This window comes from Luteibacter aegosomatissinici, from assembly GCF_023078495.1.
GTDB classification, from domain to species: Bacteria; Pseudomonadota; Gammaproteobacteria; order Xanthomonadales; family Rhodanobacteraceae; genus Luteibacter; species Luteibacter aegosomatissinici.
The window spans coordinates 3,419,033-3,436,356 of sequence record NZ_CP095742.1 but is presented as its reverse complement, the minus strand read 5'-3'; the positions used below and the strand labels follow the sequence as shown (position 1 = coordinate 3,436,356).

General features: G+C 66.2%; 15 protein-coding genes and 1 pseudogene. 4 read left to right on the top strand and 12 right to left on the bottom strand.

Annotated features, from left to right (window positions below; translation table 11 throughout):
* The first annotated feature begins 5 nt into the window (after window positions 1-5).
* The 4 genes from L2Y97_RS15440 to L2Y97_RS15425 all read left to right on the top strand — a co-directional run bounded on the left by L2Y97_RS15440 (window position 6) and on the right by L2Y97_RS15425 (window position 5,299).
* Entirely contained in the window at window positions 6-1,298 is a 1,293-nt protein-coding gene (locus L2Y97_RS15440; protein WP_247428266.1) for an argininosuccinate lyase, read from the top strand.
* Between the two features lie 100 nt (window positions 1,299-1,398).
* Complete coding sequence (gene proB, locus L2Y97_RS15435) at window positions 1,399-2,538, top strand: glutamate 5-kinase (protein ID WP_247428264.1); 1,140 nt, start codon at window positions 1,399-1,401, stop codon at window positions 2,536-2,538.
* Window positions 2,535-3,788 (top strand): glutamate-5-semialdehyde dehydrogenase, encoded by a 1,254-nt coding sequence (locus L2Y97_RS15430; RefSeq protein ID WP_247428262.1) that lies wholly within the window; start codon window positions 2,535-2,537, stop codon window positions 3,786-3,788. Before proB ends, L2Y97_RS15430 begins: the two co-directional genes overlap by 4 nt.
* 194 nt (window positions 3,789-3,982) lie before the next feature.
* Entirely contained in the window at window positions 3,983-5,299 is a 1,317-nt protein-coding gene (locus L2Y97_RS15425) for an MFS transporter (protein WP_247428260.1), read from the top strand.
* Between the two features lie 65 nt (window positions 5,300-5,364).
* On the opposite strand, the gene L2Y97_RS15420 is transcribed toward L2Y97_RS15425, so the two are convergent.
* The 12 genes and pseudogenes from L2Y97_RS15420 to L2Y97_RS15365 form a co-directional block, all read right to left on the bottom strand.
* The gene (locus tag L2Y97_RS15420; protein ID WP_247428259.1) at window positions 5,365-6,066 is read right to left on the bottom strand and encodes a hypothetical protein; all 702 of its coding nucleotides are present in this window, start codon (window positions 6,064-6,066) and stop codon (window positions 5,365-5,367) included.
* Window positions 6,063-7,343, bottom strand: coding sequence for a kynureninase (gene kynU, locus L2Y97_RS15415; protein ID WP_247428257.1), 1,281 nt, complete (start codon window positions 7,341-7,343; stop codon window positions 6,063-6,065). The genes L2Y97_RS15420 and kynU overlap by 4 nt, the downstream gene beginning before the upstream one ends.
* Before the next feature lie 18 nt (window positions 7,344-7,361).
* Window positions 7,362-7,862, bottom strand: a complete 501-nt coding sequence (locus L2Y97_RS15410; RefSeq protein WP_247428255.1) for a hypothetical protein — start codon at window positions 7,860-7,862, stop codon at window positions 7,362-7,364.
* A gap of 77 nt (window positions 7,863-7,939) precedes the next feature.
* The gene (locus L2Y97_RS15405; RefSeq protein ID WP_247428253.1) at window positions 7,940-8,965 is read right to left on the bottom strand and encodes an amidohydrolase family protein; all 1,026 of its coding nucleotides are present in this window, start codon (window positions 8,963-8,965) and stop codon (window positions 7,940-7,942) included.
* Window positions 8,966-9,019: 54 nt separating this feature from the next.
* Window positions 9,020-11,092, bottom strand: a complete 2,073-nt coding sequence (locus tag L2Y97_RS15400) for an FUSC family protein (protein ID WP_247428250.1) — start codon at window positions 11,090-11,092, stop codon at window positions 9,020-9,022.
* 115 nt (window positions 11,093-11,207) lie between these two features.
* Complete coding sequence (gene efpL / locus L2Y97_RS15395) at window positions 11,208-11,771, bottom strand: elongation factor P-like protein EfpL (RefSeq protein ID WP_247428247.1); 564 nt, start codon at window positions 11,769-11,771, stop codon at window positions 11,208-11,210.
* 24 nt (window positions 11,772-11,795) lie between these two features.
* Window positions 11,796-12,563, bottom strand: a complete 768-nt coding sequence (locus L2Y97_RS15390) for an SDR family oxidoreductase (protein ID WP_247428244.1) — start codon at window positions 12,561-12,563, stop codon at window positions 11,796-11,798.
* 106 nt (window positions 12,564-12,669) lie between these two features.
* A complete protein-coding gene (locus L2Y97_RS15385; RefSeq protein WP_247428242.1) occupies window positions 12,670-13,233 on the bottom strand; it encodes a GNAT family N-acetyltransferase in 564 nt (187 codons plus the stop codon).
* A complete protein-coding gene (locus L2Y97_RS15380; RefSeq protein WP_247436813.1) occupies window positions 13,230-13,532 on the bottom strand; it encodes a GNAT family N-acetyltransferase in 303 nt (100 codons plus the stop codon). The genes L2Y97_RS15385 and L2Y97_RS15380 overlap by 4 nt, the downstream gene beginning before the upstream one ends.
* A 183-nt stretch (window positions 13,533-13,715) precedes the next feature.
* Window positions 13,716-14,204, bottom strand: a pseudogene (locus tag L2Y97_RS15375) (GNAT family N-acetyltransferase); the annotation flags it as partial.
* 126 nt (window positions 14,205-14,330) lie between these two features.
* The gene (locus L2Y97_RS15370; protein ID WP_247428239.1) at window positions 14,331-15,230 is read right to left on the bottom strand and encodes a hydroxymethylglutaryl-CoA lyase; all 900 of its coding nucleotides are present in this window, start codon (window positions 15,228-15,230) and stop codon (window positions 14,331-14,333) included.
* Window positions 15,231-15,241: 11 nt separating this feature from the next.
* On the bottom strand, window positions 15,242-17,236 hold the full coding sequence (locus tag L2Y97_RS15365; protein WP_247428236.1) for an acetyl/propionyl/methylcrotonyl-CoA carboxylase subunit alpha: 1,995 nt from the start codon (window positions 17,234-17,236) through the stop codon (window positions 15,242-15,244).
* Window positions 17,237-17,324: the final 88 nt, after the last annotated feature.

The following is a 17,324-nucleotide window of genomic DNA, read 5'->3' as shown; positions in this document are numbered from 1 at the left end:
CCACAATGACCCAGCCGCTCTGGCAGAAATCCGATACGCAGGTCGATGCGAAGATCATGCGTTTCCTTGCGGGTAACGACGTGGTCCTCGATCGCGAGTTCTTCCTGCACGACATCACCGCCAGCAAGGCGCACGTGGAGGGCCTGGCCAACATTGGGGTCGTGTCGGCCGATGAGCGCGATGCGCTGAAGCGCGAGCTCGATGCGTTGGCGGCCGATTTTTCGGCGGGCACCTTCGTGCTCGATGACCGCTTCGAGGATGGACATTCGGCCATCGAGGCACGCCTGACCGAGCGTCTTGGCGATGCAGGCCGCCGCGTACACACCGGTCGCAGCCGCAACGACCAGATCCTGGTGGCGACGCGCCTGTGGCTGAAGGACAAGCTTTCGACGCTGGAGGCCGTTTGCCGCCGTATCGCCGAGGTGTGTCTTGATCGCGCCAGTGGTGAAGCGGTGCCGATGCCGGGCTACACGCACATCCAGCGTGCCGTGGTGTCTTCCACGGGCATGTGGTTTGCAGCCTTCGCCGAAGCCTTCATCGATAACACCCTGCGTGCCCGCCAGGCACTCGAGCTGATCGATGCCAACCCGCTGGGCACGGCCGCAGGCTACGGCGTGAACGTGGCGCTGGACCGCGCGCACACCACGCAGGCACTCGGCTTCGCCCGCATGCAGGTCTCGCCGATCTACGCCCAGCTCTCGCGCGGCAAGTTCGAGATGGCCGCGCTGGACGCCGTCGGCACCGCGCTCCTGGATACGCGTCGCCTGGCGTGGGACCTGTCGCTGTTCACCACGGCCGAGTTCGATTTCGTGAAGCTGCCGGCGGAGTACACCACCGGTTCGTCGATCATGCCGAACAAGCGCAACCCGGATGTGGTCGAACTGCTGCGTGCCAGCTACGCCAGCGTCGCCGCCGCCCGTACCGAGATCGAGCAGCTGCTGTCGTTGCCCTCGGGCTACCAGCGCGACCTGCAGTTCTCCAAGGGCTCGCTGTTCCATGGTTTCTCCATGGGCCTGGGCGCGCTGGAACTGCTGCCGGACATGCTGGCCCGTTTCGAGTGGAAGGCGGACAAGATGCGCGCGGCGATCGAGCCGGCGATGTACGCGACGGACGTGGCGATCGAACAAGCCGTGGCCGGCGTGCCGTTCCGCGACGCCTACCGTGCCGCCGCCGAAACCGCCGCTTCCGCCGGCGAAGGCCGTTCGCCGGAGTCCAGCCTGGCCGCGCGCACCTCACCCGGCGCAGGCCACGATCTCATGCTCGACACACTGCGCAAGAGGCTTATTACCCTCGGCTGACCTGTAGGAGCGCGCTTGCGCGCTATGGGGGCTCGCGACACGCCCGGATCGCGCGCAAGCGCACTCCTACACAAAGCCCGGCTTCGTTCACGGAGGCACGATGTCATCCGGCTTCACCGAACAGGCATTACCCCAATGGCACCGCGCCGTCCTGAAGGTCGGCAGCAGCCTGCTCACCACGCCGGACGGTGCGCTTACCGGCGAGCACGCCGATGCGCTGGCCGCGTTCGTGAGGGCCAGCCGCGATGCGGGCAGGGAAGTGGTGATCGTGTCGTCGGGTGCCGTTGCCGCTGGCCGAGGACTTGCCCCGGTTCCCACGCGCAGCACAGGCCTCAGCGGTCGCCAGGCGCTTGCTGCACTCGGCCAGACCCGCCTGGTCGGGCTCTGGCAGACCTTCTTCGATGCACCGGTCGCCCAGGTCCTGCTGACCCACGACGACCTGCGCAACCGCCGCCGTTACCTCAATGCCCGCACCACGCTGCGGGAACTGCTGGCGTTGGGCGCCATTCCCGTCATCAACGAGAACGACACGGTCGCCGTCGATGAGCTGAAGCTCGGCGATAACGACAACCTCGCGGCGATCGTCGCCGCGCTGGTCGATGCGGATGTCCTGTTCATTGCCTCCGACATCGCCGGCCTCTACACGGCCAATCCGCGTATCGATCCGGATGCCGTTCCGGTGGCGGAGGTGCTGGAACTCACGGCGGCGCATCTGGAGAGCGCCGGCGGCGCAGGCTCGGCCGCAGGGACGGGGGGTATGCGCACCAAGCTGGAGGCCGCCATGAAGGCCGCTGCCGCAGGCATCGAAACCGTACTGTTCGACGGCCGCGACGCGCATGGCATCGCACGGCTCGCGGACGGTTTCCTCACGGGAACGCGCCTGCGCGCACCCCAGTCGCGCCTGGCGGCACGTAAATACTGGCTACGGCACGCTCCAGCCATGGGTCGGATCAGCGTCGATAGCGGCGCCGTCGAGGCCGTGCGTGGCCGCGGTGCATCGCTGCTTCCTGGCGGCGTGAGCGACGCCTCGGGCGAGTTTGCCCGCGGCGATGTGATCGAGATTGCTGCCGATGGTGTCCCGTTCGCCCGCGGCATCGCCCAGTACGCTGCCACCGATGTGCGCCGGATCGCCCGGCGGCACACGCGTGACATCGAGGCCGTGCTGGGCTACAGCTATGGTGAGACTATCGTCCACCGGGATGACCTGGTGGTGCTACCCGACCCCGCGAGGCTTCCATGACGAACCTGCGAGACCAGGCACTCGCCTGCCGCGACGCCGCGCCCGCCATCGCGGCGCTGGATACGGCGGCCAAGCAGCGCCTGCTCAACCGGATGGCCGACGCGTTGGCCGCAGACACCCGCCACGTCCTCGAAGCCAACACGCGCGACGTCGAGGCCGCCCGGCACAACGGCACCAGCGCGGCGATGCTGGATCGCCTTCGCCTGGATGAAGCCCGCGTCGCCGGGGTCGTCACCGCGATGCGCCAGGTCGCAGAGCTTCCCGATCCGGTCGGTCTGGTGACCCGCCGCGAGATCCGCCCCAACGGCATCAGCGTCGAACGTGTACGTATCCCGCTCGGTGTCATCGCGATGATCTACGAGGCGCGACCCAACGTGACAGCGGATGCCGCCGCGCTGTGCCTCATGGCGGGAAACGCCGCCATCCTGCGTGGCGGCTCCGACGCCATGCATTCGAACCTGGCCATCGCCGCGACCCTTCGCCGTGCGCTCCGCGACGAAGGTTTGCCCGAGGCCGCCATCACGGTCATCGACGACCCGGGCCGCGAGGCGATGGTGGAACTGCTCCAGCTCACCGATATCGTCGATCTTGCGATTCCCCGCGGTGGCGAAGGTCTCATCCGTTTCGTGGCGGAACACGCCCGCGTGCCGGTCATCAAGCACTACAAGGGCGTGTGCCACCTGTACGTCGATAAGGAGGCCGACGAAGCCCTCGCGATCGATCTGCTCATCGATGGCAAAACCAGCCGTCCCGGGGTCTGCAACGCCCTCGAAACCCTGCTGGTACATCACGATATCGCAGCCTCGTTCGTGCCAAAGGCCGTGGCCGCACTGCATGCGCGAGGCGTCACCGTGCGTGGTGACGACACCACCCGTGTGCTGGCACCCGAGGTCGAGGTGGCGACCGACGAGGACTATGCCGCCGAATTCCTCGACCTGGTTATCGCCGTGCGAGTAGTCCCGGATATCGAGGAAGCCATCTCCCACATCCGCCGCTTCGGCTCCGACCACACCGAGGTGATCGCCACGCGCGACATCGTCGCCGCCGATCGCTTCGTGAAAGCCTTGCGCTCGGCCGTGGTCATGGTGAACGCGTCATCGCGCTTCAGCGATGGCGGTGAGCTCGGCCTTGGCACCGAGATCGGTATCTCCACCACGCGGCTGCATGCGTACGGGCCGATGGGGGCGGAGTCGTTGACGGTGGAGCGGTTTGTGGTGCGTGGGGAAGGGCAGACGCGGCATCCGCTGTAAATCCGTAGCGGTCGTGAGTGGATCGGCAGCCCGGTGAGCGAATTCGTAGGCGCTTGCCTCCAACGGGATCGCCGGTGACGAGGTTTTCACGGCTAAATGATTGACGTGCATGGTCTTCGTTGGGATTTCGCGCGTCTCTGGCCTCGCGTCGTGTAAGTTCGAATCCCTGTTTCGCGTACCGGTAATTTGCTTCGATGACATCCACTGCATCCCATGCCCCAGAGTCCACCGTCGGGGCGACGACGAAGAGCCGCCTTAAATCCATCATCGGCGGCTCAACCGGCAACCTGGTTGAATGGTTCGACTGGTACGTCTATGCGGCGTTCACCCTGTACTTCGCGCCGCACTTCTTCCCCAAGGGCAACCAGACCGCGCAGCTGCTGAGCGCGGCGGCGGTCTTTGCCGTGGGCTTCATCATGCGCCCGATCGGCGCGTGGATCATGGGCATCTATGCGGACCGGCGGGGGCGAAAGGCGGGCCTGACCTTGTCGGTGACGCTCATGTGCGCCGGCTCGCTCATCATCGCCTGCACACCAGGTTACGCAACCATTGGCATCGCCGCACCGACGCTGCTGGTCGTCGCACGCATGATGCAGGGCTTGTCGGTGGGTGGCGAGTACGGAGCCAGTGCGACCTACCTCTCGGAGATGGCGGGCAAGGATCGGCGAGGCTTCTTTTCCTCGTTCCAGTACGTGACGTTGATCTCCGGGCAGCTACTGGCCATTCTTCTGCTGGTCGCCCTGCAAGGAACGATGTCGAAGGAGGCCCTGGACGCCTGGGGCTGGCGCATTCCGTTCGCCATTGGCGCGGTGCTGGCCATTGTTGTATTCCGCCTTCGCCGTGGCCTGGCCGAAACGGATAGCTTCAAGAACAGCCAGGGTAAGGTTGCGCCAAAGTCCGGCTTCGTCGCGTTGTTCAGGCACCACCCCAAGGAGACCATGCTGGTCATGCTCCTTACGGCAGGCGGCACGCTCGCCTTCTACGCCTACTCGATCTACATGCAGAAGTTCCTGGTGAACACCAGCGGCTTCAGCAGGGAAGCTGCGAGCCAGATCAATGCGATCACGCTGTTCGTCTTCATGCTGCTCCAGCCGGGCGCCGGCGCACTCAGCGACCGCATCGGTCGCAAGCCGCTGATGATTGCCTTCGGTGTGCTCGGTGTCCTGTGCACCTATCCGATCTTCAGCACCCTGGAGACCGCACGCGACCCCATCGTCGCCGGCCTGCTGGTCATGGCAGCGCTCATCATCGTCACGGGCTACACCTCGATCAATGCGGTCGTGAAGGCCGAACTATTCCCTGCACACATTCGTGCCCTCGGCGTCGCGCTACCTTACGCACTCGCCAACACGATCTTCGGTGGTACCGCCGAGTACGTCGCGCTCAGTTTCAAAGGGGCGGGGTGGGAGCAGGGCTTCTACTGGTACGTGACGGTGATGATCGGTTTATCGCTTATCGTCTACCTGCGGATGAGGGATACGCGGTCGGCTAGCATGATCGTGGAAGACTGAGAGAGTCGAAGGGTAAGTGTGCCGCCACTGGCGGCCCGCTCATCATGTATCTGTCGGCTGCGCGGTCAGGCCAGTCTTGACAGCCCGCCGCGCAAACGTTCACTTACGGCGCGCGCGGTGGTCGAACAGCGCTTGAGCGATGTCAGAAACTGCATGCGATCGACGGCAATCGTCTCCTGCCGCCCCCCTTCCTCAGGCCTGAATTCCACCAACAGCCGCTCCCCATCGATCCACGACTGCGTTCCCGCAAGGAACTCCGGATCGTCATACTTCGACGCGCCGACGCCGGGTGGCATGGCGAATGCGGTACGTCCCTCGCGCGGTGCGTTGGTCAGCAGGTCCACGGCTACCTCATACGATCCGTCACCGGCCTCGATTTCCAGCGGCACGCGGTCAAGTTCACGGCCGAGGAACAGTTCGATGCTGCCGTGGACGGCGATGTGCTTGGCATAGCCGTCCATGCGGGCGGCCTTGCTGTTAATCACGCTGCGGAGGTTGGCGATGTAGCGGTCGTTGATGTCAGGATGGTCGAGCAGCCAGTGGCTGCTGACGTCGATCAAGGCCACCCGGTGCCCGTCGGTCGTCGCTTCGAGTCCACGGTGCCGCACGCCTTCGGGAAGGTCCGGCAGCTGCACGGGCAAGCCACCCGCCTTCATGCCAAACAGGGTGCGGCCCGGCACCAGCCGCAGCCAATGCGTGGTGGCCTGCATGGCAAACCCGTCGCCGCGCTCCACGTGTGGCGCGGCGTAGAGATCGCCGATGCTCATGCCTGGCTCGCGCGCCAGGCTTCGATCGCTTCCACGGCGCCCAGGCAATCGGCGTAGCGGTTGTACAGCGGCGTGGGAGAGAGGCGGATCACGTCGGGCTCGCGCCAGTCGCCGATCACGCCGTGCTTCTCCAGGTACTCGAACAACGCACGGCCCGCCTCACGGCCAGCACGGACGCGGACGGAAAGCTGCGCGCCGCGCTGGGCCGGGTCGTTCGGGGTGACGATATCCAGCGTGTCATCGAGCCGCGAGCGGATCAGCCAGTCGAGGTACGCGGTGAGACGGCGGCTCTTTTCCACGAGGCGGGGCATGCCTGCACGCGTGAACACATCGAGCGATGCGCGCAGCGGGGCGAGCGCCAGGATGGGTGGGTTGGAGAGCTGCCAGCCATCCGCGCCCGGCGTAGGCACGAACTGCGGGCCCATCTGGAAACGGGTGCTCTTGTCGTGACCCCACCAGCCCGCGAAACGGGGGACATCGGCGTGTGCGTGGCGCTCGTGCACGAAGGCGCCGGCGACGGCACCGGGGCCGGCGTTGAGGTACTTGTACGTGCACCACACGGCAAAGTCGGGGCCTGTGTCGTGTAGCGCCAGGGGAAGGTTGCCGGCGGCATGGGCCAGATCGAAACCGACCAGGCAGCCCGCCGCATGGCCCAGTTCAACAATGCGCGCCAGATCGAACACCTGGCCGGTGCGGTACTGGATGCCGGGCAGCAGGATAAGTGCCACGCGGTGGCCGTGCTGGGCGATGGCGGCTTCGATGGCATCCATCGAGAGCGTGCCGCCGGGGCCATCGGGCTGCAGTTCAATCAGGTCGGTCGCCGGATCGAAACCGTGGAAGCGCACCTGCGATTCCAGCGCATATCGATCGGTTGGAAACGCGCCGGCTTCCATCAGGATCGCAGGGCGCTCCTTCGTGGGGCGGTAGAAGCTCACCATCATCAGGTGCAGGTTCACGCCCAACGTGTTCATGGCGACCACTTCCAGCGGCTTCGCGCCGACGACCTCGGCCATCGCGTCGCGCACGTACTCGTGGTAGTGCATCCACGGCGATCGGCCGCGGAAATGCGCCTCTACGGCCAGTTCCGACCAATCGTGCAGTTCGGCCTCGAGCGCGGCGCGTACGCCTTTCGGCTGCAGGCCGAGCGAGTTGCCGCAGAAATACAACGTGTCGCGGCCGTGATGCGGTGGAATATGGAACTCGTCGCGGAAGCGGTGCAGCGGGTCGGCGGCGTCCTGGGCCTCGGCCCAGTCGCGCGTGGCTTCAAAACCGTTCATAGCTGAAAACCTGGGAACTCATTGGGGTATGGAGCTGGCGACGTCTGCGCAACCTTTGTCGAACGTCGCGCTGAACTTTGCATCGCCATCGGGACGAACGCAGCGCAGCTGGATGGCATAACCATTGGCGAAGAAATAGCGCTCGTAGTAATCGAGTCTGGTGGTGCCTTCCTTCGCGGAATACACGTTCTCCGTGGGCGCCTTGGGCGTCCCCGCGGCATAGTCCTTCAGGTTCGTCGCACGGCTGCGCATCTCACCGGAGAACGTCTGGAACGAACGCAGGTCGGGGGCCTTTTTCAGCGTGATGGTGACACGTGAGAGCGTGGCGTCGGCGTGGCTGGAGCCCGGTACCTGGAACACCTGCGTCTCGGTCTCGCCGCTGGATTGCATGATCAGCGACCAGTTTTCCGGCACGGTGAAGTGGACGACGCCATCGGCCATGGCGACATCCGTCGCGCCAGCGGCCGGTGCGGCCAGGACAAAGGCAAGCGGAAGGGCGCGCAGCAACTTGCGAAGCATGGTTCGATTTCCCCCGGGAAGTCCTGCCATTTTGGCATACCCACCGCGCGCGGGCCGCGACGGCGGTGTGCGCCCCGTCACGCCACGGCAGCGACGGGCTGGAAGCGGGCGAGGGGGCAGCCCAGCCATTCGAGTGCCGTGCCGTGGAAAAGGCGGGCGCGGCTGGTCTCGTCCAGGCCCAGGGCCTCGATGCCGCTGCCTGGCTCCTGTTCGCCCAGGGGGAACGGGTAATCCGTGCCGAGCATGACGCGGTCAGTACCTACCGTCTCCAGCAGGTAGCGCAGCGCCGCGTCGTCGTGCACGCAGGAATCGAAATAAAGGCGCTTGAAATACTCGCGTGGGTTGCGCGCGTTATCCGTGGCCACCAGGTCCGGGCGCATGCGGAATCCATGCTCGATACGGCCAATGGAGTAGGGGAAGCTGCCGCCGCCGTGGGCGAGCATCACGCGCAGATCCGGCAGGCGCTCGAGCACCCCGCCAAAGATCAGCGAGCAGGCGGCGCGGGATTGCTCGGCGGGCATGCCGACCAGCCATGGCAGCCAGTACTTCGGCATGCTGTCGGTGCCCATCATGTCCCATGGATGCACCAGCACGGCGGCGCCCAGGTCGGCGGCGGCTTCGAAGAACGGAAAGAGTTCGTCGGCATCCAGATTCCAGTCGTTGCAGTGCGAACCGATCTGTACACCCTGCAGGCCCAGCTCGCCGATGCAGCGCTCCATCTCGCGGATGGCGAGATCGGGCGATTGCAACGGTACCGTGCCGATGCCGGCGTAGTGGCGCGGGCGTGCCTCGCACACTTCGGCCATGCTGTCGTTCAAATGCGTGTGCAGCTCAAGCGCCTGGTACCCCTTGGCCCAGTACGAGAACATCACCGGCACCGTCGAGACCACCTGCACACCCACGCCGAAGCGGGCGTAATCAGCGATCCGGTGATCCATGTCGAAGGCGGATTCCCACACTTCACGGAAAAATTTGCCGCCACGGTAAATGCGGTGATGGCCGCCAGAGTGGGTCATGACCGGAAAGCGGTCGTCGCCGAAGCGGGACGCCAGATCGGGCCAGTCCCGGGGCAGGATGTGCGCGTGGGTGTCGATCTTGAGCATGGCCCGAGTGTAGGGCGGCGGGAGCGGCCGCGCCTCTGGCGGTGCAGCATGCCGTCACGCCGGGGCGGTACTCCGCCGGTTAACCACGTGCGCGATGGTATCCACGTTATCGGTAAGCCGGTCGGTGAGGCGGGCGACCGCATCGGCCAGGGCGCGGTCCTGCGTGCGCGAAAGGGCCTCGACCAGCGTGCGCTGGTGCTCGCGCAAGTTCGGCGGCGTGACGACCGGTTCGGCGTGGGTCAGCGCCTGGCCCAATTGGCGGAGCTCCCCGGAAGCCTCCTTAATGAAGGGACCGACGTGCTCCCATTCCGGAGGGATGTCGCCGGCCTCGATCAGCGCTTCGAGTGTCATGCCGGTGCGTGCGACGCGGTTGCCGTTGGCGTAAAGCGTCTCGGCCAGTTCCTGGAGCAACGCGGGTGTGCCTGGCTCCGCGCGCATGCGATCGACCGACGCCTGGGCATTGGTGCGGGCGGTTCGCGTGGCGCTGCGCACTTCCTGCCGGGTACGCGCATCGGCGGGCGCCACCAGCGCATCGAGGTAATCCGCGTAGGCACAGAGCATTTCCGAGAGCGCGGTTCGCGCCCGGTGCCGTTCCCACGAGGGCCACAAGACGTAGGCAAGCAGGGCAAGGGCACTGCCGAGCGCGGTATTCAACACGCGATCGGACATGGCATTGAAGGGGTCCACACCCTCGAACGAGAGCAGCACCACGACGGTGCCGGTCAGTGCGGCGACGGCGATGCCGTAGTGCGCGCCGGCAAGATAACGGAACGCCACGCAGAGCACCGTCATTACCGTAAGGTGCGCCCAGACGACATCTGGCGTGAGGCGAAGCAGGAGGGTGGTGAGCATCAGGCCAAGGACGGTGCCGACGACACGGAGCAACCCGAAATTGAACGTGGCCGCGAAATCCGGGCGCAGCACGATGGCGGCGGTCATCGGTAGCCAGTAGCCGTGTGGCAACTGGTAATAGCGTGACACGACGAAGGCGAGGGTGAGCACCACCGCGCAACGCACGGCGTGGCGAAACGCTACCGAGTGCGGCGTCAGGTTGGCTCGGATCGTTGCGAGGGGCGAGGTACTGCGCAGGGTTTCCGGCAGCGTGGTTTCCTCGCGCTGCGCGCGTTCTTCGCCGCGGCTGCCGGCCCAGTTGGTGTTACGCACCACGGCGGCAAGCTGCCCTGACAAGGCCTGGATGTGCGCGGTAAGGCCCATGCCCGTGGCACCGGCCGCGAGGAGGGCGCGTTCGCTGGCCTGCAGGGTGGCCAGGGCGCGCTGCGCTTTTTCCGGCGGTTCGGCGGCGTCCAGTGCGGCGGCCGTCGCGCGCAACACGCGAGCCGCATCGGCACGGAACATTTCGCCCATGCCGTCGCGCCGTGTTTCCAGCTCGGCCATCGCCACCAGTTCCAGGCGCACGCGCTCGGCCAATTCCAGCAGGACGCGGAACGCTTCCATCGCGCGGCCCCGTGCATGGTGGCGGCCGAGCAGGGTGGTCTGAAGGTCGTTCATGGCCTCGGTGAGCCCCGGCGCTTCGCCCTCGCGCAACGGCTGTGCGGCGAGGTCGGCCAGGCCGCGATAGACGCCGGCCAGCGCCCGCCGCTCCGGCAGGTAGCGCTGCAGCGGCCACGCTGCGACGGAAAAGACCGCAAGGAGCATACCGCCCGCGAAGATCGAGGCCCCACCTCCCAGGGCGCCGCGCAAATCGGTAGGCACGGCGGCGCAGATCACCAGCAGAAGCATGCTGGTCATGCCGACGCGCGCGAGGTCCGGCCCGAACACGACAAGCAATCCACCAAAGAAGCCGCACACGATGCAGGCGAATGCCATGGGCAGCACCTGGCTACCGATGAGAAAGCCCACCAGGCCAGCCAGCCCTGCGGAGAGGGCGGCGAGGAACAATCGGCTGAGCCGTTGCTGGTAAGGCCCCGGCTGATCCGAGAACATCGTATCGAGCGCACCCGCCGCGATGCCGATGCCCGCCTGCGGATAGCCTGCGTAGAGGCCGATGGCGAGCGGCAGGATGACCGCTGCGGTGTTGCGCAGCGCAACGCGCATGGGGACATCGGGGCGCTTCGTCTTGATCAGCGTATCGATGACGCTGGCGCGAAGCGAGTAGCCGTTGCTCATGGTGGCGTGGGGTGGCCCTTCCTGTGGGCCTGTGATTCTGCCTGAGTCATCCTGACTGGACAGCGAGCAAAAACACGGGGCAGAAGCACGATGGCGTTCTGCCCCGCGGTGTTCATCAGGCGCGGCCCGAGAATTCGCCGGTGAGCGTATTCACCGTCACCTTTTCACCGGTGGTGATGTACTCCGGCACCTGGATTTCAATGCCGGTGTTGAGCTTGGCCGGCTTGTTGCGCTTGGTGGCGCTGGCACCCTTCAGTTCGGGCGCGGTATCGACGACCGTGAGGACGACGCTGCTGGGCACCTGAAGACCGACGGGGGCATCGTCGATGACCTGGACGTAGTAGCCCTCGGCGTCTTCGACGATGTAGCCGGCGTTATCGCCGACCACGGCTGGGTCGAGCGTGTACTGGGTGTAGTCCTCGTCATCCATGAAGACGAATGCCTCGCCATCCATGTACGAGAACTTCGCCTGGCGGCGGGCCAGGTCGACTTCCTTCAGCTCATCTTCCGAGCGCACGCTCAGGTCGAACTTGCGGTTGCCCGGAATGGAATAGAGCGTGAAGCGGTAAGTGATGTTGCCGCCACGTGCGCTGGGCGAGCTGCGCTCGATATCGCGCACCTGGTACACGGTGCCGTCGTTCTCGACGACGTTACCCTTTTTGACTTCGGATGCTTTCATGGCTTCGATGCTGGGTGGGTTGGATTACTTCGGGGCCAGGCGGACGGCGCCGTCGAGGCGGATCGTTTCGCCGTTAACGTAGCGCGCGCCCACGAGGAAGGCGACGAGATCGGCGAATTCTTCGGGCTTGCCCAGGCGGGACGGGAACGGGATGGATGCGGAAAGCGATTCCTGCACCTGCGGTGGCATGCCATCGACCATTGGCGTCCAGAAGATGCCCGGGGCAATGGTGTTCACGCGGATACCGAAGCGCGACAGTTCACGGGCCATCGGCAGGGTCATGCCGACGACGCCGCCCTTGGAGGCCGAGTAGGCCGCCTGGCCGATCTGGCCTTCGTAGGCGGCGACGGAGGCGGTGTTGACGATGAGGCCACGCTCACCATCGTCACCCGCAGCGTTGCCCTGCATGAGCTGCGCGGCGGCCTTGGCCACGTTGAAGCTGCCGACGAGGTTCACCATGACGGTGGTGCTGAAGGTGGAGAGCGGCATGGGGCCTTCCTTGCCCAGCACGCGGCCGGCGCCGAGGATGCCCGCGCAGTTCACGACCAGGTTCAGGCCACCCATGGCCTGTGCCGCCGCAGCGACATTGGCGACCACGCCTTCTTCGGAGGTCACGTCGGTGCGCTGGAAGCTGGCGTTCGGCCCCAGGGCGGCGATGGCGGCCTGGCCTTTCTCTTCGTTCACGTCGAAAAGCGCGACCTTGGCGCCGGCGGCGACAAGGCGCTGGGCAACGGCGTGGCCGAGACCGGATGCGCCACCGGTGATGATGGCCCTGACCTGTTCGAGCTGCATGGATACTCCGGGGATAACGGGGGGTAAAGAGGCGCAGTTTAGCCGAGGCCAGCCCAGGGGCGGTGCCGCGCCGCCGCAAAACAGCGGCCCGCTCCTACACGGGGAATCAGCCCAGCAGGTCGTCCAGCGTGCCGGTTGAGGCCAGGGTGGCGAAGGGGATCACGGGCACCGGCGGTACGGCCGGCTCACTCATGAACTTGCTCCACACGCCCACATCCCACCAGCGGCCCAGCTTGTAGCCTGCCTTCGGCCACACACCAGCCGGTGCGAAGCCCATGGCCTCGTGCATTGCGACGCTCGTATCGCCGGGTAGCGTGATGACGCCCACCGCCTGGTTGATGCCCTGCCGCTGCATGACGTCAAGCAGCACGCCATACAGCTTGCGCGCGATGCCGCGACGGCGGGCCTTCTCGTGCACATAAATCGATGTCTCGGCGATCCAGTCGTACGCCGCACGTTCGCGGAAGCGGCCGGCATAGGCATACGCGATAACCTCGCCAGCTTCTTCCCACACGAGCCACGGATGGTTCTGCAGGCGCGAGCGGATTCGCTCGCGCATCGCGGCCTCGCCGGGCAATTCGGTCTCGAACGTGATGGCGCTGGTTTCAACGACCGGTGCATAGATGGCATGACACGCGGCGGCGTCGGCTTCGTTGGCGATACGGATCACAAGGGCTTTTCCATGAAGATGCTTCCGGGACGCGCATGATGATCGCCGAACGGTGGGCAGCGGCGATAGCCGGAGCGCTCATAGAGTTCGATCGATTCGGTCTGTGCGGTACCCGTTTCGAGACGGACGAGCTTGCCGCCGTTCTTGCGCACCTGGGCTTCCAGCGCTTCGAGCATCTGCTTGCCCAGGCCCATGCCGCGGCAGGCGGGCAGCACGTACATGTATTTCAGTTCCACGTAATCGCCGTGATCGAGCCCTGCGCCACAGGCGAGGGGGATGCCGTCGACGCGCGCGGTCATGAAGGTGACGTGGGGCCGTTGCAGGCTTTCGACCGTCACGGCGGGTGAGACGGGGTGACGATCCAGGTCCGACAGGTAGCCGTGCAACTGCTCGATCAGCGCCACGACATCGGCGCGGCCGGGATCATCGATCCCGAACGCGAGCGATGGCGGCTTTGGCGCCACGATGAGGTCGCCATCGTTCAGTGCGCGCAGGAAGAAGCGGTCGCAGCTGAAATGGCCCGTGCCGCCCATGGGCGCGTCGATGCGGGTAAACCCGTGGCGCAGGTAAACCGTTTGCGCCGCATCCATGCCGGTAAGCGTTTCGAGGTAGCAGCGGGTGAAGCCTTCGCGCCGCGCGGCATCCAGGCACAGGCGCATCAGGCGCGATGCGGCGCCGGTGCCACGGGCCTGCGGCAGGAAATACATCTTGCGCAGCTCACAGGTCTCTTCGTCACCGCCCTCAAGCGGGGCGATACCCGCGCCGCCGACCACATGGCCGTCGATCTCGACCACGAAGTAGGCCCTGCGTCCGCCTGAGTAGGCGGCGGACATGTGGTCCACCTCGGCATCGTGGATGGCGAAGCCGGGGCCGTCGGCGCCGAACTCCGGCATGACGGCGCGAATGACCGCGGCGACCTGGGCATCGTCGCGGGGCTCAATGGGGCGGAGTAGGGGGTCTGGGGAGGCCATGGGGGCATGCTGCCATGGTGGGGGCGCGGCGTCACCGCTTCGTGGGCTTATCGCGTGTGGGCGCGCTCCTACAGGGCGCGCGCGGTGCCTTTATAGGAGCGTGCTTGCACGCGATCCGGTATCGCCTCAGGCCGCGGTACGGGCCCGGGTCACGCGGCTAGCCGTGTCCTTGCCCAGCTGCGCCGCGAGCCAGGCGCCGGTCTGCACCAGGCGGTCGAGGTCCACGCCCGTGGTCATGCCCATGCCATGCAGCATGTACACGACATCCTCGCTGGCCACGTTACCGGTAGCGCCCTTCGCGTAAGGGCAGCCACCCGTGCCGGAGACGGCGCTATCGACCACGCGCACGCCTTCTTCCAGGCAGGCGAGGATATTGGCCAGGGCCTGGCCATAGGTATCGTGGAAATGCACGGCCAACGCGGCCATGGGCACCTCGGTGGCGACGGCGCGCAGCATCGCGCGCGCCTTGGCTGGCGTGCCCACGCCAATGGTGTCGCCCAGCGAGATCTCGTGGCAGCCGAGCTCGTGCAGGCGCTTTGCGACGCGCACCACATCGGCCACCGGTACCTCGCCCTGGTAAGGGCAGCCCAGCACCGTCGAGACATAGCCACGCACCGCGACGCCATCGGTACGCGCGCGCTCCATGACCGGCGCGAAGCGGTCGATCGATTCATCGATCGAGGCGTTGATGTTCTTCTGGTTGAACGCTTCCGAGGCCGCTGTGAATACGGCTACCTCGGTCGCCCCCACTTCGCGCGCACGCTCGTAACCCTGCAGGTTGGGGACCAGAACGGGGTAAATCACGCCCGGCACCTTGCGAATGGCGAGGAACACCTCGGCGGCATCCGCCAGCTGCGGCACCCATTTGGGGCTGACGAAGCTGGTGGCTTCGATCGTCTGCAGGCCGGTATCGGACAAACGATCGATCAGTTCGATCTTCACCGCGGCGGGCAGCATGGCCTTCTCGTTCTGCAGGCCGTCCCGCGGGCCGACCTCAACAATGCGGACGTGGTTCGAGGCGTTCATGCGTGCTCCGGTCAGGCGGATTCAGCAAAGCGGACAAGGATGCTGTCGGCATCCACGAAATCGCCTTGCACGGCCGAGATGGATTCGATGCGGCCTGCGCGCGGCGCCTTCAAGGCCAATTCCATCTTCATGGCTTCCATCACCAGCAACTCCTGGCCTTCTTCGACCGAGTCACCAGCAGCGGCGCGCACCAGCACGATACGGCCGGGCATCGGCGCGACGACATGGCGTGCGGTATCGCCCGCGGCCCCCGCCCAGGCAAAGGCGGGCGCGCGTTCGAAGGTCCAGCGACGGCCCTCCGCATCGTGCACCCGCACGCGGTTGCCGGTTGCAGCCAACGGAACACGCCGCGCCTGCTCGTCGAAACGCGCCGAGAGCGCGTCGGCAGCGATGCGGGCCCCGGCGACGGTGGCCGTCGTGTCACCGTCGCGGAGCACGTAATGGCCAGCGTGGCCGTGTGCGTCGATTTCATGGCGGGTATCGCCTTCCATCAGCGCGACCACGCGCTTGCCAGGGTGACCCAGCCGCCACGCATCGGCGCCACCCCACGGCGAGTGGGGATCGTGAGCCGGGTTGCGGTGTTCGTTTTCGTCGGCCAGCAGCATCGCGACGGCCGCGGCGAAACGCTCGGTGTGGCCGGCCTGCGTATCCCCGGCGAGGAACTCGTCGAGGTGGCGATCGAGGTAGCCCGTATCAATGCGGCCCTCGACCACCACGGGGTGGCGGATGAGCCGCTCGAGGAACGCAACGTTGGACTTCGGGCCGACGATCTCGGTGTGTGCCAGCGCATCGCGCAGGCGCTCGAGCGCATCGGTGCGGTTCTCACCATAAACGATGAGCTTGGCGATCATCGGGTCGTAAAAGATCGTGACGGTATCGCCTGCCACCACGCCACCGTCGAGGCGTACATGGCGTGACGGCGCCGGAAGTGTCAGGGACACCAGCTTGCCCGAGCCAGGCAGGAAGTTCGCCTCGGGATCTTCGGCGTAAAGGCGTACTTCGATCGCATGGCCACGCGCCGTCACCTGGTCCTGCGCCAGCGGCAATGGCTCACCGGCGGCGACGCGCAGCTGCCATTCCACCAGGTCCAGGCCGAGGGTCTCCTCCGTGACCGGGTGCTCCACCTGCAGGCGGGTGTTCATTTCCATGAAGAAGAACTCGCCATCCTGGCCCACGATGAATTCCACCGTGCCTGCACCGACGTAATCCACGGCTCGTGCCGCGGCGACCGCGGCTGCGCCCATGCGTGACCGGCGCGTTTCATCCAGGAACGGCGAGGGCGTTTCTTCCAGCACTTTCTGGTAGCGACGCTGTGCGGAACACTCGCGTTCGTTGAGGTGGATGATGTTGCCAAACGTATCGCCGAACACCTGGAATTCGATGTGGCGCGGGTGCTCTACGTAGCGTTCCAGGATGACCCGGGTATCGCCAAACGCGTTGGCCGCTTCGCGCTGGGCCGACGCGAGCGCCTCGGCAAAGGCCGCGGCATCGCGCACGATGCGCATGCCCTTGCCGCCGCCACCCGACGCCGCCTTGATCATGAGCGGGAACCCGGTGCGCGTGGCTTCGGCGGCCAGGTGGGCGGGATCCTGGTTTTCGCCGTGGTAACCGGGTACCAGCGGGACCGCATGCTTTTCCATCAGGGCCTTCGCGGCAGCCTTCGAACCCATGGCGTCGATACTCTCGGGGCGCGGGCCGATGAATGCGATACCGGCGGCCGCACAGGCCCGGGCAAAGTCCGTATTTTCTGAAAGGAACCCGTAGCCGGGATGGATCGCCTGGGCGCCGGCTTTCCTGGCCACCTCGATGATGGCATCACCCCGCAGGTACGATTCCGCGGGGCGGGGGCCCCCGATCGGCCAGGCCTCGTCGGCCAGCCTGACGTGCTGGGCGTCGGCATCGGCCGTGGAGTACACGGCGACCGTGCGGATGCCCAGGCGGCGGCAGGTCCGGATCACGCGGCAGGCAATTTCGCCGCGGTTGGCGATCAGAATGCAGTCGAACATGGTGCTCCCGGCGACGCGCGGATGGGGTGGGGGAAAAGCGGGGAAATTAGCAGATTGAGCGGTCCCGGCGGGTTGCGGCGCAGCATCT